Below are 25959 nucleotides of genomic sequence, written 5' to 3'. Positions count from 1 at the left end.
CCAGGGCCGAAAATACTTGCTCATAGCCCAAGATTGAATCAGACTCGTCAATAGTTGACCAGTGACTATCTGGACAGGCTCCTAGGCCAGGTTTTGCGGATCTGGGTCACGATCCGCTCAACCTCCTCGCCCGGTCGGGCGGCGGCATCGCTGTTGGAACGCCTGAGCTTTGCCGCCAGCAGGTGCCGGTCGCAGAAGATGTAGAGCGGCAGGTAGCAGTAGATGGGGTATTCGGCTCGAGCCCCATCTTCAACGGTGATGCAAGGAGGTGCTGCGCTTCGAGCTGATGGTAGAACGTGGTCTGTCCAACAGCCACAAGCATCAAAAAAGGAAGCGCAGCATGAAGCACTTTATTGGCCTTGACGTCTCGGTGAAAGAGACCGCGGTTTGCATTGTCGATGAATCCGCAGGATCTGCCACGAGGTGAAGATCGTCAGCCTCCCCGACGATCTGATTGCGGTCATGAAGGATCCGAGCTGGAACATTGAACGCGTCGGGCTCGAGGCCGGGCCCTTGTCGTCGATGGTGACGAGCGCGCCTTCGAGCTGCTTGGCGTCAGCCAGTTGATCGAGCAGATCGGGGATGGCGGTGATCTCGTTGGTCTTCTCCGGAACTGAGAGCTGCGCCAAGGTCAGGCGGGCACCTGTGGCGTCCCCTCATCACCACGGCACGCCTCAACGAATCGACCCGAAAGCTTGGCTCGCCGATGTCCTGGCCCGCATTGCCGATCTGCCCGCCTCGCGTCTGCACGAACTACTGCCTTGGGAATGGAAACGCCTGCGCGAAGCCGAAAAACCCGCCGAACAGCAGGCCGCCTGACCTTCACACAACGGCATCATAGAGCCCGCTGCGCACACGCGCGCGTGCCAATCATGCGGCCTTCGTCGGATGCGTACGATGATCCAGCGCGCTTTGTCCGCTCATCGGGTGTTGGTGCCTATTTCGGCCTGACGCCGAGACGGTATCAATCGGGAGAAGTCGATCGTGACGGGTCGGTCTCAAAAATGCGGTGACACGCTCACACGCACCTATCTCTTCGAGGCCGCGGGCACTCTGTTGGCACGGGTCGCCAGATGGTGTGCGCTGAAAGCGTGGGGCGCGCGCCTGGCGCGCCGGATAGGCAGCAAGAAAGCCCGTGTGGCCGTCGCCCGCAAACTCTGGCAGTGATCATGCATCGGATCTGGGTCAACGGCAGCGAATTCCGCTGGTCGAAGGAGGAGGCGAAAGCTAAGCCTTAAGCGAGATCCGCCCTTTCGGCGGTGATATGTCCCTGCCGGGACGATGGCGTCGGTGATCTCGTACATGGGGAGGCAGCCCTAACCTAAGGTACTGCGTCGATTACATTGAGACACCCACGTCCTGAACTCTAACATGCGGCGACCCAGCGTTAACCGCGAAGAGAACCACAGAGCCGGCAGGAACTTGGATAAGGCAAAAAGGAACTTGCAGTCAGCTCCGCGATCAGAGAACCCCATGTGGACGACCTCCGCTCCGGCATCGAAGTGCCATAGTGTGGCCCCTGCAAGTCACATCAGGGAGAGCTGTCGAAAGCGCGCAAAGCTACTTCAATCCAGCGACTCTCGGCGAACCTGCGTCGGAAGTGCTGCTCCACCTGTAGTACTCAGTGGCGGCTGTTGCCGGCAGCCTATCGACAGCTTGTGACATGCGTCAACACCCCGCGCACAACCCCTGTCGCGCTGGCTGGCTTTTCTTGAAAACGAAGTGCTGGTGGAGAGCCAGCCAAGTAGCCCCTACGAAATCGACCGATTCATTCAGCTGACTGCCAGTTGGACGCGTACATTCGGTCGTTGTTTGTGATGAACGATCAACAGTCGGAGCAGGACTCGGTGAACTGACACGCATTGCGGAATGTCCAGCAAGCTGTTTACGAATGCGTGAGGGACCAGCAATGTTCGGCAGCAGCTAACCCAGCAGGCACTTTCCGTTGTTGAGGACGAGGACGTCTCGCTCTTTGACGTTGCAGCGGTACGAGACCGTGTCGGCGTCCCGCCAGATCTCGGCAACAATCGTCTCGCCCGGATAGACCGGCGCGGAAAAGCGCACGTCGCAGCTCACCACTCGTTCCGGCGCGTCCGAGCAATAGGCTTCCACCACAGCGCGGCAGGCAATGCCGTAGCTGCACAGGCCGTGCAGGATCGGCTTCGCGAACCCGGCCGCTCGCGCAAACTCCGGATCCGAGTGAAGCGGGTTGCGATCTCCATTCAGTCGGTAGAGCAGGGCCTGGTCGTCTCGGATGCCGATCTCGACGATCTTATCGGCAGGCCGATCAGGAATCGGGTGCGGGGCAGGCGCCGGTCCGCCGGTGCCGCCACGGCCGCCGTCGCCCCGATAGAAGGCTGTGCTGAGCAGCGTCGCAAGTCGTTCGTCGCTGTCCTTCAGCCGAAGTATGATTTCCTCGTTGATAATCGCGCCCTTGCCTTCGCCCTTGTCGAGAATGTCGGTCATACGAACCTCTCCGGTCACTGTGCTGGCGGGCGGAATCGGATGGTGGACGGTCAGCCGCTGTTCGCCATGAACCGCCTTCACGAAATTCAGATCGTCCTTGGGTGTGAGCAGGGGCTGGGGCTGGTTGAATGCAATAATCGTCGCGAAGGTCGGCATCACCACCAGCGCCTTTTCGGTGACGAAGCGAAGTCCCGTTTCGTCGAGCGGATCATGCCCAAAGCCAAGCCCGAGCGCATAGAGCATGACCTCACGGTCGCTGTAAGACGTTTCGAACCTCAGACGGCGCGACATAAGCTCGTTGACGTCGAGCGGCCGGACGGCCGTTGCGGCCGCCATCAGAACGGCTCCCAACCGATCACGTCGGCCGACTTGTTGAGCGGGTAGAAGTTGGAGCGGGAGCCGGGAAGGACCATCTCGAGCACTGCCTCGGGAGTCCATCCATTGTTCGACTGGGCGGAACGGAGCTCCTTCTGCCCATTGCGGTCGAAGGGGCCGCGTGGATAGACAACGCCCGACTCGGCGCCCCGAGCCAGTGCCAGGTCCAGTTTCTCCTGCGATGACGCAGCCGCAATTACCCGCGCGCCCATGGCCCGACCGAGCACTGCCGGCAGGCCGACGCCGCCAGCCGCGCCGAGCACGAGCAGGCTTTCGCCTGGCGTCAAGCGGCCGCGGTGCTTCAGGGCGCAGTAGGAAACCTCGTAGGTGTAGATAAACGCCGCTGTCTCGTCGAATGGCATCGTGGCAGGCATGTGGATCAGGTTTACCGCCTCGATCGCCACCTCCTCAGCCATGCCGCCGATGTTGGACGTGCCCATCACCCGGTCACCCGGCTTAACATTAACAACACCCTCGCCAACTTCCTTCACCACGCCCGAAATCTCTCCGCCTGGCGAGAAGAGCCGCGGCGGTTTGAACTGGTATTTGTCCTCGATGATCAGCACGTCGGGGCAGTTGACGCACACCGCCTTCACTTCGACCACAGCAAACCCGGGCGCAGCCTTAGGGTTGGGCACGTCCTCCAACACCAAGGTCTGCGCCCCCCCGACTGCCTTGCTCAGCAACGCCTTCATATACTTATCCTCACTTTGTCTTCACCCGCATTTCGCGTCACGGCAACCCGATGTTCCACAATAAGCCGGATTTCAGGATCTCCTAGAGACTCATTCAGCAGAGTATTCAGGCCCATTAGGACTCGTGCCCTAGCGCATTAGCTGGCGGATGGTTTATCGCAGCCACCACATAACCATTTACTTTTTCAATGAGTAACTTTTTTGTGAATGCCACGTGGAGTTCATTCCATTCCAAATTCCGGTGTTCATTACCTTGATCTATCTCAGTTTCTTTCGTGATATGCTGATACAAGACATAAAGAAAGATAATGACCGCCGACCCAAAGGGCTATCCTACCTAGACTTATTCCATTTTTCCTGGAGCGTTCCGATCTCTTCCACACTCAGGCCATACTGCGCTAGGACCTCGACATTGTGCTCCCCAAGGTCGGGAGCCTTCCTCATCTGTAAAGGCGTCTTGGACAAAACATGCCAGGGCCCCCGTGCCCGTATCGTCTTGACCCCGCGCGCCTGCATACTTGTCGGTGCAGGGATATCGGTGATGGCACCTCTGGCAAGGAGGTGTTCATCCGTCACGAGATCACCGACTGAATTAACTTTGATGCTGGGAACACCCAGTTTATCCAGCTTCTCCAGTGCGACATTGATGTCGTCAAAGCTCGCCACCCAGTCCTCGATGGTGTTATGGAGAAGAGAAGCGTTGTCCATTCTCGACAAATCCGAGTCTGATCTCGGGTCGGTGATTAGGTCTGGGCGCTCCATCGCTTGGCAAAGCAATCCCCAGAGCTTTTGATTATTGGCGGCGATTTCACAATATTGGTTTCCCTTCCCCTTATATGTGCCAGCGCCTGGATAAGAGGAAAGCCGACCCGTTCTCGTTGGCTTGATACTGATCCCCGAAGCAGCTCCTTCTGCAACTTCTTCAAACAGATCATTCATACTGAACGCAGTGCCAACAAGTGAGACATCGATATGCTGGCCTTCCCCTGTCTTTTCGCGGTGGTACAGTGCCGCGCATATCGATCCAAACGCGTTGATGGCAGTAGAGTGGTCGATAATCGAAATACTGACCCTGGTAGGAGGCCCATCGGGCTCACCGGTCATATCGGTCAAACCGGTGTATGCTTGGGCCATCTGGTCATAGCCCGGCTTTTTGGCTTTAGGACCCGTCTGCCCGAACGCAGAAATAGAGCAATAAACAAGGCTGGGATTGACTTTGGACACTGAGTCATAGTCCAGACTGAATCGCTGCATAACTCCGGGCCTGAATGCCTGAAGGATAACATCCGCATCGGCCACCATCTTTTCGATGATCGCGAGTCCCTCTGGGTCGGTCAGTGAAATAGTTACAGACTTTTTTCCGCGATTGAGCCATGTGTACCACGAGAAGCTTTCAGTTACGCTGGATCCCCAACTTCTTGTATCGTCGCCGAATATCGGCCTTTCAATTTTGATTACCTCTGCACCGTAGTCAGCAAGCATAGCGCCTGCTCCCGGTCCAGCTACGTTGTTTGTGAAATCCAATACGTTCAGCCCTTCAAATATTCGTTGGTTCATGCTTATAATCACTCCATAGATTTGGCGAGCGCCATCTCCGGAATGACCGAACTCGTCCCGGCTGCTGCACTCAACTTGAGTATTTCGCGCCTGCTGATCATTGATCAGTCTCCTGATCAAAGCGGCCGTGAACAGTGTGTATTTTCGTGGTAGATACGTCTGTCTGACAACTCACGGTCCGTTATGCAAGCTCCCTAATCGTTATTCAGGCTCTTCCGCACTTTTGGTGCAGCCGGTGCTTCATGCGGGGGTTAAGAATCCATAGAGTGGGATTGCGAACAGCGGCGGTGGCTGAACGTGCTAGCCAAATCTCTATGCGAAGCGATCCGACCATCTTTGACGGTCAACGAGGTCGCCAATGCGGAGGGTCGAACGCCGGCCGGAAGTGGCCGAGGTGCTGAACGTCCACCTTGTACGAGCACAGTTGACGGGGCAGATGTCTTCCCACAGGCGCCAATCGACTCCCCGGCAGCTCTCAAGAAACGCGTGATCGCCGTATTCAGCGCACCGCCGCATGTGATCTGCGGGTGCGGCTGTGAACGCCTCCCACACCGCCGCTTTGATTGATTGCGGGATCGCCATGACGCCGCGTGAAAGGCCCCGGCCAGTAACGTTCGCGCATGATCACCGGACCCTCGACCTCCGCCATGTCCGCGAGACTGTCGACAATCGAAGTGTCCAGATCGAAAAACAGCCAGTCGTCGGGCAGCTCCGGGAGGAACAGCTCCATCTTCGCCCACCACCTCGGCCACCCGTGCCGGAGCGGTATCACCTCGACGCCCTGCACGGCGACGTCGGAGAAACAACGGAACTTGGCGCCGGGCAAATGCTCGCTCACCTGGTTGAACAGGCGAACAACATCGCCCGGCTCGAAATCGCCGCCCGAGCGGAGGACGCAAGCAACCGTTTTCATGCCGCCAGGCCTTCCTCGAGCGTCATCTTTGGATCGTTCTGCAACCGGGAGACCCGCGGCGGCGGCATTTTCGGTAGATGTCACCATGGAACTATGTCTCCCCAGTCAGTCCTTGACGCACTTACGGATGAGCCCGCATGTTCCGTGCCAAATGACAAAACCGTTTCCAAGCAATTGGATAGACTTGGCGATGCTACGTAGCGTATCCGACAATCGTCTGACATTGGACAACGCGGAACGTAGTTGCACGATGCGTGAATTCCGCCTCCCCGAAGGGAATCCTGTCCGCCAAAAGCAAAGCGGAATAGAGCTACACGGCATGGGGAGTGACCGCCGCGGTAAAGCGGTCGCGCTTGTATGATCCGGATATGGGTCGAGAAGTTTCAGGCGGGCGCTCTCGATGAGAATGCCGCAACGGCCGATCTTTTCCAAGGTTATGAGGCGCGCATTGCCGCGCTCGAACGGCTAGTCGGCAAGTAGGCTCTGGAGCCGGAGTTTCTAAAGGGGGCTCAGCATGCACGACCGCGGCAGAGAAACGGTCCTACATCCGCGCCCACCGGTCCCATGACTAGCCGCCGACGACACCCCGATCGTCGAAGCGATCGCAGCGGAATGTTAATGCGGCTGTTATATATTAAAGAATTAGTTTTATGTTTTAATCGTATTATATTAACTTAATTTTACACATAATATTCCGAATATATGCTCTACAATTTCTGAAGGAAACTTGCTTCATCGCTGTGCCTCAATGGCCTTCATCCTAAGGGAGCTTTACACCAGATGAGGATAATTTCGTTCAAACCGAACCATGATGGTACGATTGCAGCACTGGATGCATCGTCAGCCGAGCTCATTTATTCATATGAGGCTGAGAAGGACACCTTTCCCAGATATTCGGCCGTTACCCCTACCACTATCCTCGACGCCGCTGGCCGCATGGACGCCATTCCAGATGTCGTTGCTGTCGGTGGGTGGGAGACGGCAGGATACGAGGGCCTCGTCTCCGAGGGGGCAGGCTACTACGGGATAGCCGCGGGATCGGAGGTTGTCGGCGAGAAAAGAATCTTCGGCCGGAAGGTGCATTTCTATTCCTCGACGCACGAACGCTCCCATCTCTGGGGCTCCTACGGCATGTCGCCGTTTCCGGCCGGAATGGCCTGTTATGTGCTGATCTGGGAAGGGGGTATCGGCGATTTCTACGAAATCAATGAGCGCTTGCAAGTCGTGCATTTAGGAAAAGTGATTGCCAATCCTGGGCACAAATACGCCTTCCTTTATGCGCTCGCCGATCCCAAATTCACTTTGCCCAAAGGACCAACGCGAATCCAAGACGCCGGCAAGTTAATGGCACTTTGTGCCTATGGGCAGACCGGATCGCCTGACCGGGACGAGCAGGCGCTGATCGATTTCCTGCTTCCAAGCGATGTTTACCCCTTGCCCAAGGAGGATCTGCGGAATTCGCCTTACTACAACATTGGCGTAACCCATCAGAAGTTCACCAACCTCGCCAAACGAGTTTCGGACGCCATCTTCGATTCGTTTCACACTTTTGCGAAGAAGAACTTGACAAAGGGCTACCCGCTACTGATTTCCGGCGGGTGTGGGTTGAACTGCGAATGGAATCGCCGTTGGCTCGAAACAAACCTTTTTTCCGATGTTTTCATTCCGCCATGCACAAACGATGCAGGCTCCGCAATCGGAACCGCAGTCGACGCGATGCGGCATTTCACAGGCAATGCAAAGATCAAATGGGACGTATATTCAGGCCAGCCATTCTTAGATGATGAGATCGACCGGACGGAACTTGAGGTCTATCCACTCGACTGCGACCACGTAGCCTCGGCGTTGTTCAACGACAAGGTGATCGGCTGGGTACAGGGGAATTGCGAAATCGGGCCACGAGCGCTCGGCAACCGGTCAATTCTCGCGGCGCCGTTCTCAAAGGCAACCCACGAGAGGCTAAATCGCATCAAGAAGCGAGAGGGTTTCCGCCCGATCGCTCCGGTTTGCCTGGAAGAGGACGTCGAGCTCCACTTCGACTTGGCACGCCCGTCGCCCTACATGCTTCTTTTCCAGAAGGTTCTCGATAGCCGGTTGGAGGCCGTCACGCACGTCGACGGCACAGCGCGGACCCAGACAGTTTCGCGGGAGCAGAACCCGCGCCTCTATCAGTTGCTTACCGCGTTTAAGGCGAAAAGCGGAGTCGGCGTTCTTTGCAACACATCGCTGAACTTCAATGGCACCGGCTTCATCAATCGTGCGAGCGACCTGCTGGCCTATGCCCGGGATGCAGGTCTCGATGGATTCGTTATCGATGATGCTTTTTATCTTCTCAAGGCAAGTTCCCGCACGACGTCGATCCGATAGAAAAGGATTATGCGACGAACAAGAAACCAACTTGGTTATGAACTGACTGCTGTAATGCAGAGCGTTTTTAGCTTGGTGTCGCGCAGAAAGTCGGTTGGCAAGAGCGCGCTGCGGTGGATCGCGACGGTGAGCTAAAAACGTGTTGGACTAAGCCGCGGGAGCATGAAAAAGCTGGGGGTACCGGCGGCTTTACATTAGCTTTGCCGCCATGTCCCGATGTTGCAACGCCTGCGGTGTACTAGCTCAAGGTAAGCTTGCGAGGAATCTCGCCGATGATCTGGCGTCGGCTGCTCGGCTCGGAAGAAATGACACTCTACGGGCTGCACCGAACAATCCAGATCGCCTTCGGCTGGGAGGACTATCATCTCCAGGCGTTGGTGCACGGATGTGGAGCACGGCGGATCTCGATCTTTGATGACGCGGGTTACGTTCGCCATCGGCTGCGCCGCCCTCAACCGCATGCTTGCCTGCGCACGCCCTCAATCCGCTCGCCGCAAGGGGGGCCGAAGTTCGGCCGCACGTAGTTCTTGCGACGGTTTTATGGTCAGCACTGCCAGCAGAGAAAGGGCGTTCCGATGCGATTTAGAATTGCTATGGAAATCACCAAGCTTCAAGGTCAAGTTCCAGTGCAACTCATCATCAAAGGCTATCGATTTAGCAAATACGGAGCGGTGGCCTTCGTCCTTCACGAGATTGGGCCTAGAACTGTAAATCGGATCCTTGATCCCCTCGTGCCCTCCATAGGTTTGGATATTCCCGGGGTGAAATACGTCGATATAAAAGCGGGATCTGACCTGTACGACACGATCTTTTCGGCCAAGAGCATAATAGCGTTTTCGCCCCTATTTCGTGCATTGGTGACACGAGCCAACAGTTTCGCAGATGAAGCCTTTTCTTTCAAGCAGCTTCACAACGCCAATGCCGATCCGCGCACAATGTGGCTCATACGTCGTCGCTATTCCCGTCTTGTCCAATGTACAACCAAGACGAACGGAGAGTGATGGCGTTGGTGCACGGATGTGGAGCACGGCGGATCTCTTTGATGACGCGGGTTACGCTTCCTTTGCCTTGCGGCGAGCGGATTGAGGGCATGCGCAGGCAAGCATGCGGTTGACGGCGGCGCTATTGTGTTTGAAAGGCATGACTAACGACCAGGCTGTTGCGGTCCCGTCCTGCCTAATCCAGACCGCTAAACGATCCGTGCACCAACGCCTACTTTGTCACCGCCAACACTGACCAACCTGCGATACGCGATCGAGCGCTCCACCCTCTCCGGGAAGGCGGGTATTGCGGCTTTGGGGACGTCACCGTGCTCTCGGACGGCGCCGAAATCCTGAAGCGGCTTCCGCGCCATGCCGAAACCGACGACCCACATCATCGACTGGGTTCCACATCGCCATGAAGATCCAGCCCATGCAGCAGATCGCTGATCACGTGATCCGATTCCAGTCTGGTCTTGCTGAAACACTTCCGACCATCGGCAAGTATATCAGAGCCGTGAAGTGGCGTCTGTGGCACGGTCGCGTGGATCGAGCGATCCGCGACCTGGAGCAGCTCTTGGCAAGCTTGAATGTCTCGCAAAGAGAAGGCGAGCTCTCAATGTCGCGTCTCCACAGCCTCGGGTCTCAGCTCCTCACCTACGTTCGTTCGAACCGCAGTGCGATCGTGAATTACGGAAAGCGCTACCAAGCCGGACTTCGGCCACCACCCTTGCCGAGTCGGCGGTCATTCCGTGATCGCCAAACGCATGGTCAAGAAGTAGCAGATGCGCCGATCTCTACACGGTGCTCACATGCTGATGCAGGTTCGGACAGCCGAGATGAATAGTGAGCTTCGCGACCGACTGCGGGCACGATTTCGAGCACCAGAGCCGAGCGTGCCCTCACTATTCAAGCCCAAACCGCCCCTACTGTGCGCCGCGTAACCCCCGCAGAAGTTACCGGTCTCACGGCTTGCGACGGTTCGTCTCGATCTCTAAGCCTCGCGGAATCGCTTTGTCCCGACTGATTGGAACCTGGCGCACCTCGCCAACGGCCGGGCGCCGCCTCGGCCCTAACGATGACGAGTCTGGGCCGTATCCAAGGCATGCTCGACCTCGGTCGTGACCAAATATGAAGGCGTTGCACCAAACGATGCCGCTGCGTGATGTCTCAATGTCGATATTTTAGCAAACAAAAAGCTGTCGCCCTTGAACGAAACTGTCGCGAGACGAACATACGAACTTTAGCCGAAACGATTGCTTTTCGTGCTCAGCTTGGCCCAGACAAAAATAGGGAAGCAAGCGCGAACAAGGTCCGCCGGCACACCTGAGCGGCAAGCCGCAGCTAGGTCGTCAGGATGGCACGCCATTTGCACAGCCAACTCTAGAAGCCTCTCTGACGGCACGCCCACAACTAGCGGCGGTGACCATGATGATTGGTATAGAATCTTGAATTGGAGTCATCTGGGCCGCAGCGCTTGATTCCGGTTCTGGAAAACGCGCTTGAACGAACAGATGATTGATGATCATGCATAAACTCGAGCGACTTCTGCGTCCGAAATCGATCGCTGTATTCGGCGGCGAACCGGCGGCTCATGTCGTCACTCAGTTGAGCAGGATTGGTTTTTCCGGCGAAATTTGGCCTGTGCATCCAAACAAGGCTGATGTTGATGGCTACAAGACATACCATTCAGTCACCGAATTGCCCGGTGCTCCTGATGCTGCTTTTGTGGGTGTCAATCGTCACCTTACGGTCGACATCGTGAAGGCTTTGGCCGAGCGTGGCGCCGGTGGGGCCGTTTGCTATGCAGCAGGATTTCTAGAGACCGGCGCATATGACAAGGACGGTGAGAGGCTGCAGGCCGAACTCGTTGCCGCAGCCGGCCAGATGCCGATTATCGGCCCGAACTGCTATGGCCTTATCAACTATGCTGACGGTGCGCTTCTGTGGCCTGACAACCACGGCGGTGTCAAACTGGCAAAAGATGGCAGGGGTGTCGCCATTGTCACGCAGTCCTCTAGTATAGCTATCCACATAACCATGCAGATGCGCGGTCTGCCGCTCGCCTTCTTGATGACGGCCGGCAATCAGGCGCAGACTGGCCTTTCAGCAATGGCGCTCGACCTGATCGAGGACGAGCGCGTCACTGTGCTTGGCCTACACATCGAGGCTTTTGACTCGGTCGCCGGCTTCGAGAGGCTGGTGGCAAGAGCCCGCGAGCTAAAGAAGCCGATCATCGCCATGAAGGTCGGGCGCTCAGAACAGGCACGGCAGGCAACCGTGTCGCACACCGCCTCGCTCGCCGGCTCGGATGCTGCTTCCAATGCTTTCCTGAAGCGACTGGGCATCGCGCGCGTTGATTCCATTCCAGCGTTTATCGAGGCGTTGAAGCTCCTACACATGACCGGCCCGTTGCCAGGCTGCAGGCTGTCGTCGATGAGCTGTTCGGGCGGCGAGGCCTCCATAATGGCCGACTGCGCTGAAGGGCGCTCGGTGCATTTCCCCGTCCTGGCGGCTGATCATCGTGCCCGTGTGAAATCGGCCCTCGGGCCCCTAGTGGCGATAGCCAATCCGCTCGACTACCATCCCTTCATCTGGAACAACGAGCCGGCTATGACGGCCACCTTCACCGCGATGGTGTCGGGCGGCTTCGACCTCAACATTTTGGTGATCGATTTTCCGCGTCGCGACCGCTGTTTGAATGTCGACGAGTGGGGCTTGGCAACATTGCGATCCTTTGAAGCCGCGCTCAAGACTAACAAGGCGAAGGGCGCCATTGTTTCTTTCATACCCGAGAACTTGCCGGAGGAGTACGCAGACCAACTGATCGTTCGTGGCGTCGCGCCAATGTTCGGTATCCCGGAAGCAATGGATGCCGCGCAGGCCGCCGCCTTCATCGGCCGGGCCTGGCACGAGCCGCAAGCGCTGCCGGTCGACACCACGGCTGCCGGCGCGGCCGATGGCGGCCACATCACCCCCGACGAGGCCGAGGCCAAGGACAGGCTGAACAAGGCAGGCCTGCCGGTGCCGAAGGGCGAGCGTGCCAACAGCGCAGTCGAGACGGTGATCTCGTCCATGGCGCTCGGCTTCCCGGTGGCCCTGAAGGCGCTGGGCGTCACCCATAAGTCGGAGGTCGGCGCCGTGCGGCTGAATTTGAAGGATGCCGAATCCGTCAGCACGGCGGCACACGATCTCCTGCCGCTCGGCACCGGGCTCTACGCCGAGCGCATGGTGCGTGATGGCGTTGCCGAACTGATCGTCGGCTTCACCCGCGACCCGATGTTCGGCGCGGTGATGACGCTCGGCACCGGCGGCGTGCTGGTCGAGCTTTTGCGCGAGAGCATCACCCTGATGCTGCCGGCGACGCGCGACGACATTGAGGTGGCGCTGCGTTGGTTGAAGCTCTACCCGCTGCTCGAAGGCTATCGCGGCCGACCCAAGGCCGATGTCGCGGCTGCCATCGACGCGATCGCGGGCATTGCCGGTTTCGTGCAGCAAGAGTGCCGGCGAGATCGAAGAGCTCGACATCAACCCGCTGATCGTCTGCGCCGAAGGCAAGGGCGCCTGGATCGCCGACGCGCTGCTGGTGCTTGGAGACAAGAAGAATGGCTGACGTCATCACCACCCGCCCCGAAGGCGCGATCCTCGAAGTCACGCTCGACCGGCCCAAAGCCAGCGCCATCGACCCGCGAACGTCCCGCCTGATGGGTGAAGCGTTCATGGCGTTCCGCGACGATCCGGAACTTCGCGTCGCCATTTTGAAGACCGCCGGCGACAAATTCTTCTGCGCCGGCTGGGACCTCGAGTTTGATGCAAGCGGCGATACCGATTGCGACTATGGCGTCGGCGGCTTCGGCGGGCTGCAGGAACTGCGCGACTTGAACAAGCCGGTGATAGCCTGCGTCAATGGCATGGCGGTGGGCGGCGGCTTCGAGCTGGCGCTCTCCTGCGACCTCATCTATGCCTCGGATCATTCTTCCTTCGCGCTGCCCGAGATCCGCGCCGGCACGCTAGCCGACGCAGCCAGCATCAAGCTGCCGAAGCGCATCCCATACCATGTCGCCATGGACCTCCTGCTCACCGGCCACTGGATGGACGTCGCCGAAGCGCATCGCTGGGGCCTGGTCAACGAGGTGCTGCCCAAAGAGAAGCTTGAAGATCACGTCTGGGAAATCGCGCGGCTTTTAGCCAGCGGCCCGCCGCTGGTCTTCGCCGCCATCAAGGAGACGGCGCGCGCGGCGGAAGCCCTCAGCTTCCAGGACGCGATAAACCGCGTGAATCGCAATCAGCTCGTGACTGTCGACAATCTTCATCGGTCAGAGGACCAACTTGAAGGTCCCCGTGCCGTTGTCGAAAAGCGTAGTCCCGTCTGGAAGACAAAATAATGGTCATTGCCGCAATACTTATCTCCAGACGATTTCCCCCACGGGAAGGGAAGCGGCAGCTTGGGCAACAGCAACCCTTGTTTAGCAATGGAGTATAGCCCCATGGATTTTATGTTCACAGAAGGTGAACGGGCTTTCCGGGAGGAGGTGCGCAGGTTCTTATCTGACAATACGATCCCGGAAATACGCCGAAAATTGGCCGAAGGCTTAAACTTGTCGAAAGACGAGATCGCGGCTGGAACGCGGAACCTTTACAAGAAAGGTGTGCCAACTTGGCCTCAGGAATATGGAGGCACGGGGTGGACTCTCGTGCAGCAGTACATCTTCGAAGCAGAGGCGCGTGCCTTTCCAGCACTAGTCAAGTTCGGTATGGGCGAGAACTTGGTAGGTCCAGTCATCTACACCTTTGGCAATCTGGCGCAGAAACAGTACTATTTGCCCCGCATCGCTAACGCAACTGATTGGTGGTGCCAAGGCTTTTCGGAACCGGGAGCTGGCTCCGACCTAGCCTCACTTAAGACACGGGCAGTCCGCCATGGGGATCATTATGTCGTCGATGGCCAGAAGATCTGGACATCATCGGCGCACTACGCCGACTGGATCTTTTGTCTGGTGAGGACCAATCCAGATGTAAAGAAGCAGCAAGGCATCTCCTTCCTTCTCATCGACATCAAGTCGCCGGGTATCACTGTGCGCCCGATCCACCTGATTAATGGCGATCATGAAGTGAGCGAGGTATTCTTTGAGAATGTCTATGTCCCTGTTGACAATCTAGTTGGAGAGGAAAATAAAGGGTGGAGTTACGCGAAGTATCTGCTTAGTAATGAGCGGTTCGGCGATGCTGGCGTAGGCCTTTCCAAGGAGCGTATGCGGCGCGCGCTGGAACTTGCGGCTCAGACCTATGTCGGCGGCGAGCGACTCATTGATCAACCCTCTTTTCGTGAAAAGGTCGCCGAACTCGAAGTTCAGTTGAAAGCACTTGAGATCACTCAACTGCGCGCAATCTCAAATGCGTCAAAGCAGCAACAGGGAGTACAGGATCCCGCAAGTTCCATCCTCAAACTGAGGGGCTCGGAAGTTGAGCAGGCCGCCGCGGAGCTCCTAATGGCTGTGATGGGACCTAACGCGTTGCCTTACATCCCGGACGAGGAGCTTGGGAGCCGCAACGAGCCCCCAATCCTCCCGCGATGGGCCGCGAAGATCGCCCCTATCTATTTCGATAGCCGTGCGGCATCGATCTATTCGGGATCCAGTGAGATTCAGAAGAACATCATCGCCAAAGCGATTCTCGGCCTTTGATGCATCCTAGTCACTCGCAGCGCGCAAATTTCGGGAGATATTTGCAATGAAATTAGATCTATCGGAAGAGCAACGGCTCCTAACGGAAAGCGTCGAGCGACTTATGCTCGGCAGTTATGGCTTCGACGATCGCCGCAAGTACGGAGGCGAGTACCCCGGCTTCAGCGAGGCGATGTGGAAACGCTATGGTGAGCTCGGTCTCCTGGCGTTACCATTTTCGAAGGAATATGGCGGCTTCAGCGGCGGTCCGATCGAAACAATGATCGTGATGGAGGCTTTCGGCAAGAGCTTGATCTTAGAGCCATATTTCGCAACGGTGGTCCTTGCCGGTGGTTTGCTTCGTCGTGGTGGGAATGAAGCACAAAAGAGAGAGCTAATCCCCTTGATTGTGAACGGTAGAGCCAAACTAGCCTTTGCATATGCCGAGCCACAGTCGCGCTATGATCTTTTCTACGTTGAGACACAAGCAAAGAAGCAAGGTACCTTTTGGGCTCTAAGCGGGGTTAAGACTCTCGTCCTTCACGGCGACGTGGCCGATAAGATAATAGTCTCGGCCCGGACAGCCGGAGGCACTCGCGAGAAGGATGGGATCGGGCTCTTCCTCGTTGACGTTGATGCGCCAGGCCTCACTCGCCGCCCCTTCCTGACACAGGATGGTCTGCGCGGGGTGGAGATTGCATTGAAGAATGTACGCGTTGACGAGAGTAATTTGATTGGCGACCCAGAAGGGGCGTTCCCAGTTATCTCGAGAGTGGCTGATGAGGCTGTAACGGCACTCTGTGCAGAAGCCGTTGGCTGCTTCACAAAAATGCAGGCAATCACGCTCGGTTACCTCAAGACGCGCGAACAGTTCGGAACGAAGATCGGCAGCTTTCAGGTGCTGCAGCATCGTGCTGTCGACATGCTTGTGGAGTTGGAGCAATCTCGATCGATGACCCTGTACGCCGCAATGATAGTGGGCGAAGATAACACGATTGAGCGCGAGCGCGCAGTTTCGGCGGCAAAGGTTCAGATCGGTCGGTCATCCAAAGCCATAGGCCATCAGTCAATCCAACTTCATGGCGGCATTGGAATGACGATGGAATATAGCATAGGCCACTACTTCAAGCGCGTCGTGATGATCGACACGCTTTTTGGTGATGCGGATCATCACCTGAGGCGACTGGCGGCACTTGGAGGGCTAAGGAGCGAGTCTATGAACTGAGCCCAAGCGCCATGGCGCGAGTGAAGCGGTTACATCGGAGAGGAAACATGGCAACGTCATGGGCAGGAAATCAATACAGGCCCGCAGCAGGCGCACGAGATGGACCGCGTAAATAGCTGAGGCCGTGCAGCCCTGAAGTCCCACGGCAAGAATTCGTCGACTCGATTGATCGGCCAAACCCGCGCAATGCGCTCGAGGGTGCGTGAGCCAGGCGCTCGCCAAGTTCGGCAGTCGACATAGACCGCCGAATTGGTCGTTGACAACTCGGTGCAGTTATCATCCTCAAACGGGCTAAGACCGCCCTCCTTCGGAATTTGCAGAACCTTCAGCACACTACCAATAACGATTAGCGAGTTCCCATAACGGACCGTGAGTTGTCAGACAGACGTGTCTACCATAAAAATACATTTGTTCGCGGCCCCTTATCAATTATTAACGGCGATAAACACCCACGTTAAGGGCGGCTGCCAGGACGAGCTCGTTCATTTCGGTGATGGCGCTCGCCCAACCTAGCCCGTCTTATGTATGACAGCGTGTTGGAGAGGCTGGCGGATGTAGCTTAAGCGGTTGATTTGGCGTAGGATTCGGTTGCTGAAGCCAACCCTTCCACCAGATCTCGCGAGCCACACCCGCCATGACCGACGATCGTTGGCGCCGTTTTCATTTCCAGCCGTTGGACGCGCAAGAGATCACAGCTGCGTTTGATGGCGGACTCATCACATCGGATGGCGGCGTCATGCTTCTGGCCGCCGCCGAGCGGCGTTTGCGACTGGCCGACCGGCTTGCGGCTGCGATCCACGATCCCGTCACCCGCAGCGGGTGAGGCACGCCATGGCCGACATCCTGCGCGCCCGCATCTTTGCGATCGCCTGCTGCTACGAGGATGCCAACGATCTCGATCGGCTGCGCACTGACCCGGCCTTCAAGCTTGCCTGCGGACGGTTGCCCGACAGCGGGCTCGACCTGTGCTCGCAGCCGACATGCTCGCGCCTGGAGAACCTGCCCGACCTCAAGACCGTCATCCGGCTCGGCGATGTGCTGGTCGAGCTGTGGCTGTCGAGCTATGCCGCGCCGCCCGAGAGCGTGACACTCGACATCGACGATACGCTCGCTGTCGTTCATGGCCATCAGCAGCTGTCGCTCTTCGACGCCCCCTACGACGAGCGCTGCTTCCTGCCGATCCATGTCCATGACGCCGCCACCGGCCGCCCGGTCGCCATGATCCTGCGTCCCGGCAAGACGCCGACGGGCAAGGAGATCCGCGGCCATCTGCGCCGTCTTGTGCGGCGCATCCGCGCCCGTTGGCCGAGCACCCGTATCCTGATGCGTGGCGATGGCCATTACGGCCGGGCACAAGTCATGGCCTAGTGCGAGGACAACGGCATCGACTACTTCTTCGGACTGCCTGGCAACACGGTTCTCCGGCGGCTCGTCGACGAGAGCGCCGACCGAGCATGACAATCACTAGACGCGAAATTATCAAGACAGGTTTGGTCGCCGGAACGGCGTTATCAATGCCGACAATCCTTCGGGCGCAGACATCACAGGCGGACGCGCGGACGGTGCGGATGGCGATGGAAGACCTGACAATTTTTGATCCAATCTTGTCCAGTACTAACATCACCTACATGCATGCCCAGGCGGTCTACGACACGCTTTTCGCGCTCGATTCCAAGCTTGTGCCGCAACCGCAAATGGTGGGGAAATGGGGCGTCTCCGAAGACAAAAAGAGGTATACGTTTGAGCTCCGGGATGGTCTGCAATTCATCGACGGCAATCCCGTCACTGCGGCGGACTGCGTGGCATCTATCCGTCGCTGGGGGCAGGTGGACGGCGGTGGAAAACTGATCCTGGAGAGGGCCAGCGACGTCTCGCCGACGGGCGACAAGACGTTAAAAATCGTTCTCAAGGAGCCCTTGGGGCTTCTGCTCGACCTATTGGCAGGAGGCCAACGTTTCCTAGCTAGTGTCTGACCATAGTGTGCTGCAGCAAGCAGAAGGAGGTTCGATGATGAACTGACAACATGCTGAGAAGCTGCGTGAAAGATGAGGGTGGGCCCCTCGGGATCGGCTTTCAGGAGCGGGTCTCAAACCAGCCCAAGCTGCTGTGGTAGAAGAGCCATGGTGGTTAGCGTTGGGTCAAAAGCCGCGGACATGATCCGGGGCAGGTAGGCATCCGGAAGATGAGCGCAAGCAAACCCTTCGATGACGCGTCGTTAGCACTCTTTAACACCACTAAAACCGAGGGCGTATGGATCTCTCGGGACAAGTCCGTCGGGAGCCTGATGACCGGACAGTGGACGGCGTATAGGGGGCATGAGCCGGATGCAGGCTTTTGCGCGGAACTGCAGGAACCAGCTTTCTGATGCCAAGGGAGAAGCACAAGCGGCACACCACCGTGAGGCGAGAGTACCGATGCAGGAGGCTGGGGCGGATCGACCCGTAGTAGTGACGAAGGTCCCGTAACAGGGCTGGAGCGAAGGGGTCGGATCAGGTGGTCGTATTTTCGAAGCAACTGGCAACAGGATGACAACGACAGATGCGACAGACAAGCCGTTTATGATCGATAAGCGGCTGGTGTACGAAGCCTACAAAGCGGTCAAATCCAATGGTGGAGCGGCTGGCGTGGACGGGCAGACGATCGAGGCATTCGAAGCCAACCTGGGGAGGAATCTCTACAGGATCTGGAACAGGATGAGCTCGGGAAGCTATTTTCCGCCACCGGTGCGTGCCGTCCCCATTCCGAAAAGGAGTGGTGGGGGCCAGCGGATTTTGGGTGTGCCCACCGTGAGCGACAGGATCGCGCAGATGGTGGTCAAGCAGCTCATCGAACCGGAGCTCGATCAGATCTTCCTGTCAGATTCTTACGGTTACAGACCGGGCAAATCGGCCTTGGATGCCGTGGGGATCACGCGTCAGCGGTGCTGGAAATATGATTGGGTTCCGGAGTTTGATATCAAGGGTCTGTTTGACAACATCTCGCACGAGCTTTTGCTCACGGCAGTTCGCAGGCACGTAAAGAGCAAGTGGGCATTGCTATACATCGAGAGATGGCTGACAGCGCCCATGGAAAAGGATGGACAAAGGATTGAACGGAACTGCGGAACTCCGCAAGGGGGCGTGGTTTCGCCGATTCTTTCAAATCTTTTTCTGCACTATGCGTTTGATCTGTGGATGAAACGGACACATCCCGACCTCCCATGGTGTCGGTATGCGGATGACGGGCTGGTGCACTGCCGGACCGAGCAGGAGGCAGAAGCCGTCAAGGCTGCGCTTCAGGCGAGGTTGGCGGAATGCCAACTGGAACTGCACCCGACGAAGACCAAGATCGTCTACTGCAGAGACTCCAAACGCAGAGGGCAACATCCGAACGTGACGTTCGACTTCCTCGGATATTGTTTCCGACCGCGCGCGGTATGGGGAACGCAAAGCGGGCGACTGTTTTGCGGCTTCACACCAGCGGTCAGTTCCTCGGCGTTGAAAGCGATGCGGGAAAAGATCAGGGACTTGCGCATCCGCCGACAGACGCAGCTCTCGTTGAACGACATCGCCCGGCTGATCAATCCGCTCCTCAGGGGGTGGATCAGCTATTATGGACGGTACGCGCCAACGGGGCTGCAGCCCATACTTCGCTACGTCAATCAGACGGTGCTTGCGTGGGCAAGGCGGAAGTTCAAGCGCTTTGGCAGGGGTAAGACTCGGGCAAGTCGGTTCTTACAACGGATCGTCAAGCAGCGCACCGATCTCTTCGCGCACTGGCAACTCGGTCTGATCGGCACGTTTGCCTGATGGGAGCCGTGTGAGCTGAGAGGTTCACGCACGGTTCTGAGAGAGCGGAGGCGCGCAAGCGTCTCCGCTACTCGCCAACAGTAACTTTTCGAAGTATTCATTGTAGCCGCCCATGTAGATTCGACGTATTTCTGACTGCTTTGGTGGTTCTATCTGCACGGGGCGTTAGAAGAGAAGTAGAGGTCTCTCGTGGTCCGCTAGTTGGCCCATGATTGAACCGCCCGGCTGGGCGCCGGGTAGGCTTTTGCGAAGTCGCGGTGGGTCAGTTCGACTTGAGGCGGGCGAAGAGGGCGAGATTGTAGGCCACCACCGAGGACCAGACATAGGTCTTAAAGTGGTCGAGACCGCGCCAGGTGCAGCGGTCCAGGCCAAAAGCGCGCTTCAAACATGAGACGCCGGCCTCGATGCCGGCACGGAAGTTGCGCAGCTTGCGATACACCCAGCGGCTCTTGACCATGTCCTCGATCTTGATGCCGCACTTTTTGTGGAAGGCCATGTCCTTCACGCCCCAAGCCTTGGCCTGGATCAGATTGGCGCGGCTGGCATAGCCGCCATCGGCGGCCGCCTGACGTGGCGGCTCGCCATATCGGTCGATGTGGCGCTGAAGCATCGGCAGCAACCGCTCGCTGTCGGCCGGGTTGCCGGCTTCGACGATGAGGTCGAGAACCATGCCGCTCCTGCCCGTCGTCAGGTTGAGCTTATATGAGGAAGGTAAAGACGGAACGGGTGTGTCAGGGCAACATTTCTTCACCTTCTCGATGTGTTGCGGAATCCACGGTCTGAGCCCGATGGCATGACGCGGCCCGTTTATCCGAGCCCAATCCAACTTATATACGGTCGCTGCTCGAAACAGCGGCACCAACATCCCGCTTGCGGCGGGTACGGGCTCAGGAGGACGGGACCATTCTTGTGGCGAGGCATTTCAGGCCATCCCAACCTTCGGTTCGTCCACCTGGATCCGCCAGGACTGATCAGGCCCTGGAAGAAGTGCTTAGTTCACATTCCATGGGTGAGCGGCAATCGGCATCAGGCGCTCTTCATGACCGCCCCCTCGATGACGACGCCAGCGTTGACGTATTTCCACAGCGCCACGAGTAGCTTGCGGGCGAGCGCCACAATCGTCGCCTTCTTGAGGCGCCCGCCGTTCTGCTTCACCCGCTCCTTGAACCACAAGGAGAGCGCCGATTGCGATTGATGGCGCAGCCATAGCCACGCGAGTTGGATCAGCGTAGTTCGCAGCCTTGGATTGCCGGATTTCGAAACGCCCTGGTCGTGTGAGACGGAGCCGCTTTGCCAGGGGGTCGCCGCCAGGCCGGCGTAGGCGGCCAGCTGTCGGCGGTTGTCGTAGTGCCGCGACAGGCCCTCCGTCCACAGCACGGCGGCAAACTCCTGCCCGATGCCCTTCAGGTCGAGCAGCATGGCCGGGGCTGGCGAGGCACTCTGCTCGGTCGCAAGCATGGCGTCGCGCTCGGCCTCGACCGCCTTGATCTGTTCCATCAGCAGCTCCAGCCGTTCGAGTTCGCGATCAATCTGCTGCTTCAGATGGTCCGGCAGCGGACGCCCGTCGCCGGTCTTCAGCGCCTCAAGGCACCTGCGCCGATCGCGCCGCAACGGCTCGTAGCCGGAGACACCCTGTGCAAACAGCAGGCCTTTGATGCGGTTGACATGGCGGGTCCGCTCGTTCGTCAAGGCCTTGCGCTCACGCGAGAGGCGGCGGCGGTCCTCTTCCTCGGGGGTGGGCACCCGCAGCATGGCGCAGACGCGCGGCTCGCCCCTCTTATAGGCGAGCAGCGCGCGCACCAGCGCCTCGCCGTCGATCTTGTCGGTCTTTGCCCGACGCCGCCGGCGTGAGGTGGCAATCGAGGCCGGATCGACGACGTGGCTTTCGATTCCTTCGGCCTGCAGCACCCTGTGGATCCAAAAGCCGTCGAGCCCGGCCTCTTGGACGACGATGATCGGAAAGCATTTCCCGGTCCGCGCCTCGGCCTTCCGGTTGAGCTCGGCAAACCGCGCCAGCATGCCGGCCACGTCGCCGGCCGCCACTGCGTGTTTCGACATCTTCTCGCCAGCGCCCGGCGACAGCGAGGTGATCAGCCATTTCGAGCGGCTGAGTTCCAACGAGACGAAAATTGCGCCAAGATCAGTGCGGATGGCGGTCAACGCATCGGGTCGGTGTGCTGCAACGGGCATGCTCGGCCTCCAAGGTAGGGTGTCTAGGGTTTAGCAACCTCACCTTTGCCACAGCGCAGGTCGCTATCCACCCTCCTCATAGGATCTTGTGGCCATAATGGACATCGCGGCCGCCCTTGACGATGATGTCGGCATGCGGTTCGAACAGGCTGACCAGCTTCTCGGCGGCCGGCACCGCCTCGCCGGCCAGCACCCGCCGCTCGGTCTGGGCGATGATCTGCTCGATCAGCGGTCGATAGTGGCGCAGTTGCTCCTGCCAGACGATAATGTCCAGATCAGCCGCCGGGGTCAGCCGCTCCGCCGCCTGTCGGAGATAACCCAGCGTCGTGCGGGTGATCCCGAGCAATTCGCGATAGAGTTGAACCCGTTTCGGGCGGCCGCGGGTGTATTGGATCGCCCGCACCCGCTTCTTGGCCGCGCGGCAGTGATCGTGCCAGGAACGCGCGCCGCTGCCCAATTTATCCGCCTGCCGCAGCAGGCGAACCATCACCCGTACGGCGTCCCAAAACAGGCTGCTGTCGCTCGGCTCGTGGATGAGGGCTGCGGTGACGGTGCTGTCCACACGTATCACCCTGCCGCTTTCCAGCTTCTCGTGGTGGGCGCTCGAAAGCAGCACCTCGTTGATGTCTTCCCAGGTCGAGGCCCGGATCGCGCTGATCGTCTTGTGCAGGACCGACTTCTTCGGGCTCCATCCCCATGGCAGCCGGGCAAACGCCCGGAACGAGGCGGAGTCCTCCAGGTGGAAAGCCAGTTCCTGGTAGCTGAGCTGGCGATGCTGCTTGAGCAGCGCGCAGCGCAGCACCGCCTCCGCCGGCAGGCCCTCGCGGCCGGTCTCCTTGACCCCGTGCCGGCGCAGGTCGGCGGCCACCAGCCCGGTCAGGTGACGCTGCTCGTCCAGCCAATCGGACATGCCCTTCAGCTCACGGCCGATCTCGTGTCCGGCGAAAAGATCGAATACACTGGCTTGGACGGTGCGTTCTTGGCGCATTGTCGGCTCCGGGGGTGGCAGAAAACGCTTTGGAATCAGCGGTATGATGCCAAAGTGTATCTGAAACCGCCGGAGCTTTCCTGCGGAAAACTACGATTCCTCAAATAATTTCAATAGCTTGCCGTTTATGGACGAACACTAGCTATCATGCGCGAGAAGGACGCGAAGCTTCCCCCAACGGAGCAGCTGACCGCGAATATCGGATCCGGGCCATACAAGTTCAAAGAGGCTCTAGCCAAGCCGGGTGCAAGCTTCACCTACGACCGAAATGAACAATATATACCCCGCCAGGAACCAGCAGAAGGGTGGGCCGGCGGAAAGGTCATCAAGGTCGATAGAGCCATCTGGCAAAATATTTCCGATCCGCAGACAGCCTTATCGGCCTTGCAAGCAGGGCAAATCGACTTCGTTAACAGCCCACCCGCAGATCTTTACGGCACTATCAAGAGCGACCCCAATCTTGAACTTCAGCTCCTGGATACGGGGGGTGATGATCTCTACGTGCAAATGAATTTCCTTCAGCCACCCTTCAACAACGTCAAGGCACGGCAAGCGATGCTTCACTTGATCGACCAGGAGGCCTTCCTTCGCGTCATTTCTCCAGATCCGGATTACAGCAGCCCCGTGATTTCGATATTCGGAAATAGCGGTCCCTATTCAAATGACGAGAATACAGGATGGTACAAGAAAGGCGGTGATCCGGGAAGGGCCAAACAGCTCTTCCAGGAGTCCGGATATGCCGGCGAGAAGGTTTATCTTTTCCAATTTACGGACTGGCCGGTGGCCAGCGATGCGGCGCTGCTTCTTGCGAGTGCGCTTCGCAAGATCGGGGTCAATGTAGTGCTTGGGCCGATGTCTTTCAGCGCGTTTGTCGAGGCTCGGAAGAACAAGGGCCCGGTCGAGAATGGCGGCTGGAGCATGGCCATTAATGATTGGTCCGACTTATCTTGGGCAATCCAATCACCTGTCCCTTCCATTATATGAATGGCGCAGACGCTTTTTATGGCTGGCCGAAGAACGATGAATACGAGGCTCTCCGGGCCAAATGGCCGGATGTCGCAACGCTCGAAGAGCGGCAGGCGCTCGCCCGCAAAATGCAAGTCATTTGGTGGGACTTCGTCGGCGGCGTCATGCTGGGAAATCTTAAGCAGCCATGGGCACGCAGTAAGAGGCTCACTGGTCTCATCGAGGTGCCAAACTTGCGCTTCCCAATGTGGAACATGGAAAAAACCTGAGCGATGGGTAGCTACATCCTCCGCCGGTTGATTTCGACCCTCGCCGTCATGGCGATGGTCGGGATCGGCGTTGTTGCAGAACCCCGACGTGAGGCGTGATTTCCTTTCCCCGCTGGCTTCAGGCCATCCTGACTATTTCGGCGGTGCTGAGAGCCGAGAAGCGGTTGATGAGGGCGACGCGGATCTGGACTTCGGCGGTTTGGCGATCGGGGTCTCTTGCGACGATGCGTGAAGGCCTTGAGGCCGCGCATTTTCGGCTCGATACGGCTCCAGACGTGGTATCCGGTCCAGCGTTTCCAGAACGCTCCGCCGTAGTGCCTGGTGGCGCGCAGGGTTTCGTTTCTGACGATCGCGCCCGGGGAGTCCTCTCTTCACGGTCGAAGTTCTTGCGGATGGGAATGATCGGAGTGGCCTGGCGGTCGATGACGGTGGTGTGGCCGCGGCGGGTGTCGTAGGCGCCGTCGGCTGTGACGGTGCCAATCTCTTCGCCCTCGGGGATCTGGTCGAACAACTCCGGCAGAATGAGACTTCGCTGCTGGGGGTAAACTCGACCGCCCAGATATCCGAGGTGGCCGTGGCCATAGCCAAATGGACCTTGCGCCATTGACGGCGCCCCTGAACTCCATGCTTCCGGGCCTGTCATTCTCCGTTACCCAGGAACTTGATCCCCATGCTGTCCACCAACAGGTTGAGTGGCCCATCCGCCCGGCGAAACGGGATCTCGACGGCCAGGGTCTTCTGTCTGCGGCAGAGAGTGGGGTAGTCCGGAACGTGCCAATCGAGCCCCGTCATCCGCAGGAGGCTCGCCACCATCCCGGCGGTCTGACGCAAGGGAAGCTTGAACATCACCTTGATCGAAAGGCAGAACTGGATCGCGGCATCAGAGAAGACCGGCCGACGTCCAGGACATCCCACATGCCGCGCGAGCCAGGTCATCTCCTTGTTCAGCCAGACCAGCAACGAGCCCCGCTACCTCAGCGCGGTGTTGTAGTCCGACCGGTTCGTCGTGCGGTAGCGGGAGGGTGATGGCTTGCCATGAGCCACGTCTACCCGCATGGATTCAAAATGTGAATCGTTCGGTCGAACCTCTGCAACAACGCCGTCCGTGGTTGAAGGTGGCAAACTCCACCTCGACCATACATCTTGATGGCCACCCGGGGATCACACAGCCTGACGGCGCATAAATTACACCACGTGCTCGGACACTGCGCGCGCTGAACCACGACGTAAGATCGCCCGCTCGTTACGCTCACGAATAACGAAATAAGCACGATCATAACTATCCGCAAATGCGCGGGAAAATGACATCGTTTAGATTGGGGATCTCCAAGGAAGAGGAATGAAATGAAAGCTAGCCTCATGATTTGCCTTTGTGGACTCGCGGCAGTCTCGCTAGCAGAGTCTGCGGCCCCGGTGATAGCGCAGGTTCATTATTGCGGTTTGAAACTATGTCGCTAACACAAGACGTTGCCAATACGGTCGCCAGCCTCACATACGACGAACTGCCGGCAGCAGTA

13 protein-coding genes and 12 pseudogenes are annotated in these 25959 nt (G+C 58.3%); 15 read left to right on the top strand and 10 right to left on the bottom strand.

Annotated features, from left to right (window positions below; genetic code table 11):
- Positions 1-83 precede the first annotated feature (83 nt).
- A pseudogene (locus tag NKI21_RS31110) lies at positions 84-230 on the bottom strand (transposase); the annotation flags it as partial.
- A 110-nt stretch (positions 231-340) separates the two neighbouring features.
- Between NKI21_RS31110 and NKI21_RS31105 the strand changes: the two are divergent.
- Positions 341-519: pseudogene (locus NKI21_RS31105) on the top strand (IS110 family RNA-guided transposase); the annotation flags it as partial.
- On the opposite strand, the pseudogene NKI21_RS31100 reads toward NKI21_RS31105, so the two are convergent.
- Positions 510-635, bottom strand: a pseudogene (locus tag NKI21_RS31100) (ISAs1 family transposase); the annotation flags it as partial. The pseudogenes NKI21_RS31105 and NKI21_RS31100 sit on opposite strands and share 10 nt — an antisense overlap.
- Before the next feature lie 20 nt (positions 636-655).
- On the opposite strand from NKI21_RS31100, the pseudogene NKI21_RS31095 reads away from it, so the two are divergent.
- A pseudogene (locus tag NKI21_RS31095) lies at positions 656-819 on the top strand (transposase domain-containing protein); the annotation flags it as partial.
- Positions 820-896: 77 nt separating this feature from the next.
- Positions 897-1238: pseudogene (locus NKI21_RS31090) on the top strand (transposase); the annotation flags it as partial.
- 685 nt (positions 1239-1923) lie between these two features.
- Here the strand turns inward: NKI21_RS31090 and NKI21_RS31085 are convergent.
- From NKI21_RS31085 to NKI21_RS31070, 4 genes are all read right to left on the bottom strand, one after another.
- Positions 1924-2802 carry a MaoC/PaaZ C-terminal domain-containing protein gene (locus NKI21_RS31085; RefSeq protein WP_352869065.1) on the bottom strand — a complete coding sequence of 293 codons (879 nt, stop codon included), beginning with the start codon at positions 2800-2802 and terminating at the stop codon, positions 1924-1926.
- Positions 2802-3536: an alcohol dehydrogenase catalytic domain-containing protein gene (locus tag NKI21_RS31080; RefSeq protein WP_352869062.1), complete on the bottom strand. Its 735-nt coding sequence runs from the start codon at positions 3534-3536 to the stop codon at positions 2802-2804. Before NKI21_RS31080 ends, NKI21_RS31085 begins: the two co-directional genes overlap by 1 nt.
- 333 nt (positions 3537-3869) lie before the next feature.
- Entirely contained in the window at positions 3870-5093 is a 1224-nt protein-coding gene (locus tag NKI21_RS31075; protein ID WP_352869060.1) for a CaiB/BaiF CoA transferase family protein, read from the bottom strand.
- A 499-nt stretch (positions 5094-5592) separates the two neighbouring features.
- Positions 5593-6006 (bottom strand): hypothetical protein, encoded by a 414-nt coding sequence (locus NKI21_RS31070; RefSeq protein WP_352869057.1) that lies wholly within the window; start codon positions 6004-6006, stop codon positions 5593-5595.
- 780 nt (positions 6007-6786) lie between these two features.
- On the opposite strand from NKI21_RS31070, the gene NKI21_RS31065 reads away from it, so the two are divergent.
- The 10 genes and pseudogenes from NKI21_RS31065 (at position 6787) to ltrA (ending at position 20029) form a co-directional block, all read left to right on the top strand.
- The gene (locus NKI21_RS31065; RefSeq protein ID WP_352869054.1) at positions 6787-8373 is read left to right on the top strand and encodes a carbamoyltransferase C-terminal domain-containing protein; all 1587 of its coding nucleotides are present in this window, start codon (positions 6787-6789) and stop codon (positions 8371-8373) included.
- 254 nt (positions 8374-8627) lie between these two features.
- Positions 8628-8741 (top strand): annotated as a pseudogene (locus NKI21_RS31060) (IS1096 element passenger TnpR family protein); the annotation flags it as partial.
- A gap of 225 nt (positions 8742-8966) precedes the next feature.
- On the top strand, positions 8967-9374 hold the full coding sequence (locus NKI21_RS31055; protein WP_352869068.1) for a type 1 periplasmic-binding domain-containing protein: 408 nt from the start codon (positions 8967-8969) through the stop codon (positions 9372-9374).
- A gap of 1500 nt (positions 9375-10874) precedes the next feature.
- Positions 10875-12966: pseudogene (locus NKI21_RS31050) on the top strand (acetate--CoA ligase family protein).
- Positions 12959-13738, top strand: a complete 780-nt coding sequence (locus NKI21_RS31045; RefSeq protein ID WP_352869051.1) for a carnitinyl-CoA dehydratase — start codon at positions 12959-12961, stop codon at positions 13736-13738. Before NKI21_RS31050 ends, NKI21_RS31045 begins: the two are co-directional and overlap by 8 nt.
- 102 nt (positions 13739-13840) lie before the next feature.
- Complete coding sequence (locus NKI21_RS31040; protein ID WP_352869048.1) at positions 13841-15037, top strand: acyl-CoA dehydrogenase family protein; 1197 nt, start codon at positions 13841-13843, stop codon at positions 15035-15037.
- Between the two features lie 46 nt (positions 15038-15083).
- Complete coding sequence (locus tag NKI21_RS31035; protein WP_352869045.1) at positions 15084-16241, top strand: acyl-CoA dehydrogenase family protein; 1158 nt, start codon at positions 15084-15086, stop codon at positions 16239-16241.
- A gap of 634 nt (positions 16242-16875) precedes the next feature.
- Positions 16876-17690 (top strand): annotated as a pseudogene (locus NKI21_RS31030) (IS1380 family transposase); the annotation flags it as partial.
- A gap of 5 nt (positions 17691-17695) precedes the next feature.
- Positions 17696-18184, top strand: a pseudogene (locus NKI21_RS31025) (ABC transporter substrate-binding protein); the annotation flags it as partial.
- 582 nt (positions 18185-18766) lie between these two features.
- The gene (gene ltrA / locus NKI21_RS31020; RefSeq protein ID WP_352869042.1) at positions 18767-20029 is read left to right on the top strand and encodes a group II intron reverse transcriptase/maturase; all 1263 of its coding nucleotides are present in this window, start codon (positions 18767-18769) and stop codon (positions 20027-20029) included.
- A 262-nt stretch (positions 20030-20291) separates the two neighbouring features.
- On the opposite strand, the pseudogene NKI21_RS31015 reads toward ltrA, so the two are convergent.
- The 3 genes and pseudogenes from NKI21_RS31015 to NKI21_RS31005 all read right to left on the bottom strand — a co-directional run.
- Positions 20292-20732 (bottom strand): annotated as a pseudogene (locus tag NKI21_RS31015) (transposase); the annotation flags it as partial.
- 323 nt (positions 20733-21055) lie between these two features.
- Positions 21056-22219 (bottom strand): IS110 family RNA-guided transposase, encoded by a 1164-nt coding sequence (locus NKI21_RS31010; RefSeq protein WP_352625756.1) that lies wholly within the window; start codon positions 22217-22219, stop codon positions 21056-21058.
- Positions 22220-22301: 82 nt separating this feature from the next.
- Positions 22302-23207, bottom strand: a pseudogene (locus NKI21_RS31005) (transposase); the annotation flags it as partial.
- A 147-nt stretch (positions 23208-23354) separates the two neighbouring features.
- Between NKI21_RS31005 and NKI21_RS31000 the strand changes: the two are divergent.
- Entirely contained in the window at positions 23355-24191 is an 837-nt protein-coding gene (locus NKI21_RS31000) for an ABC transporter substrate-binding protein (protein WP_352869039.1), read from the top strand.
- A complete protein-coding gene (locus NKI21_RS30995; protein ID WP_352869036.1) occupies positions 24155-24442 on the top strand; it encodes a hypothetical protein in 288 nt (95 codons plus the stop codon). The genes NKI21_RS31000 and NKI21_RS30995 overlap by 37 nt, the downstream gene beginning before the upstream one ends.
- Positions 24443-24560: 118 nt before the next feature.
- On the opposite strand, the pseudogene NKI21_RS30990 reads toward NKI21_RS30995, so the two are convergent.
- Positions 24561-25498 (bottom strand): annotated as a pseudogene (locus NKI21_RS30990) (IS5 family transposase).
- Positions 25499-25959 lie beyond the last annotated feature (461 nt).

The organism is Mesorhizobium sp. M0715 (assembly GCF_040320355.1).
Lineage (GTDB): Bacteria > Pseudomonadota > Alphaproteobacteria > Rhizobiales > Rhizobiaceae > Mesorhizobium.
Note: the sequence above shows the minus strand (reverse complement) of the source record. Positions and strands in the feature narration are given on the sequence as shown.

Coding starts and splice junctions, on each gene's coding strand:
- NKI21_RS31085 (WP_352869065.1), bottom strand. CDS start 2,802: ATGGCGGCCGCAACGGCCGTCCGGCCGCTCGACGTCAACGAGCTTATG.
- NKI21_RS31080 (WP_352869062.1), bottom strand. CDS start 3,536: ATGAAGGCGTTGCTGAGCAAGGCAGTCGGGGGGGCGCAGACCTTGGTG.
- NKI21_RS31075 (WP_352869060.1), bottom strand. CDS start 5,093: ATGAACCAACGAATATTTGAAGGGCTGAACGTATTGGATTTCACAAAC.
- NKI21_RS31070 (WP_352869057.1), bottom strand. CDS start 6,006: ATGAAAACGGTTGCTTGCGTCCTCCGCTCGGGCGGCGATTTCGAGCCG.
- NKI21_RS31065 (WP_352869054.1), top strand. CDS start 6,787: ATGAGGATAATTTCGTTCAAACCGAACCATGATGGTACGATTGCAGCA.
- NKI21_RS31055 (WP_352869068.1), top strand. CDS start 8,967: ATGGAAATCACCAAGCTTCAAGGTCAAGTTCCAGTGCAACTCATCATC.
- NKI21_RS31045 (WP_352869051.1), top strand. CDS start 12,959: ATGGCTGACGTCATCACCACCCGCCCCGAAGGCGCGATCCTCGAAGTC.
- NKI21_RS31040 (WP_352869048.1), top strand. CDS start 13,841: ATGGATTTTATGTTCACAGAAGGTGAACGGGCTTTCCGGGAGGAGGTG.
- NKI21_RS31035 (WP_352869045.1), top strand. CDS start 15,084: ATGAAATTAGATCTATCGGAAGAGCAACGGCTCCTAACGGAAAGCGTC.
- ltrA (WP_352869042.1), top strand. CDS start 18,767: ATGACAACGACAGATGCGACAGACAAGCCGTTTATGATCGATAAGCGG.
- NKI21_RS31010 (WP_352625756.1), bottom strand. CDS start 22,219: ATGCCCGTTGCAGCACACCGACCCGATGCGTTGACCGCCATCCGCACT.
- NKI21_RS31000 (WP_352869039.1), top strand. CDS start 23,355: ATGCGCGAGAAGGACGCGAAGCTTCCCCCAACGGAGCAGCTGACCGCG.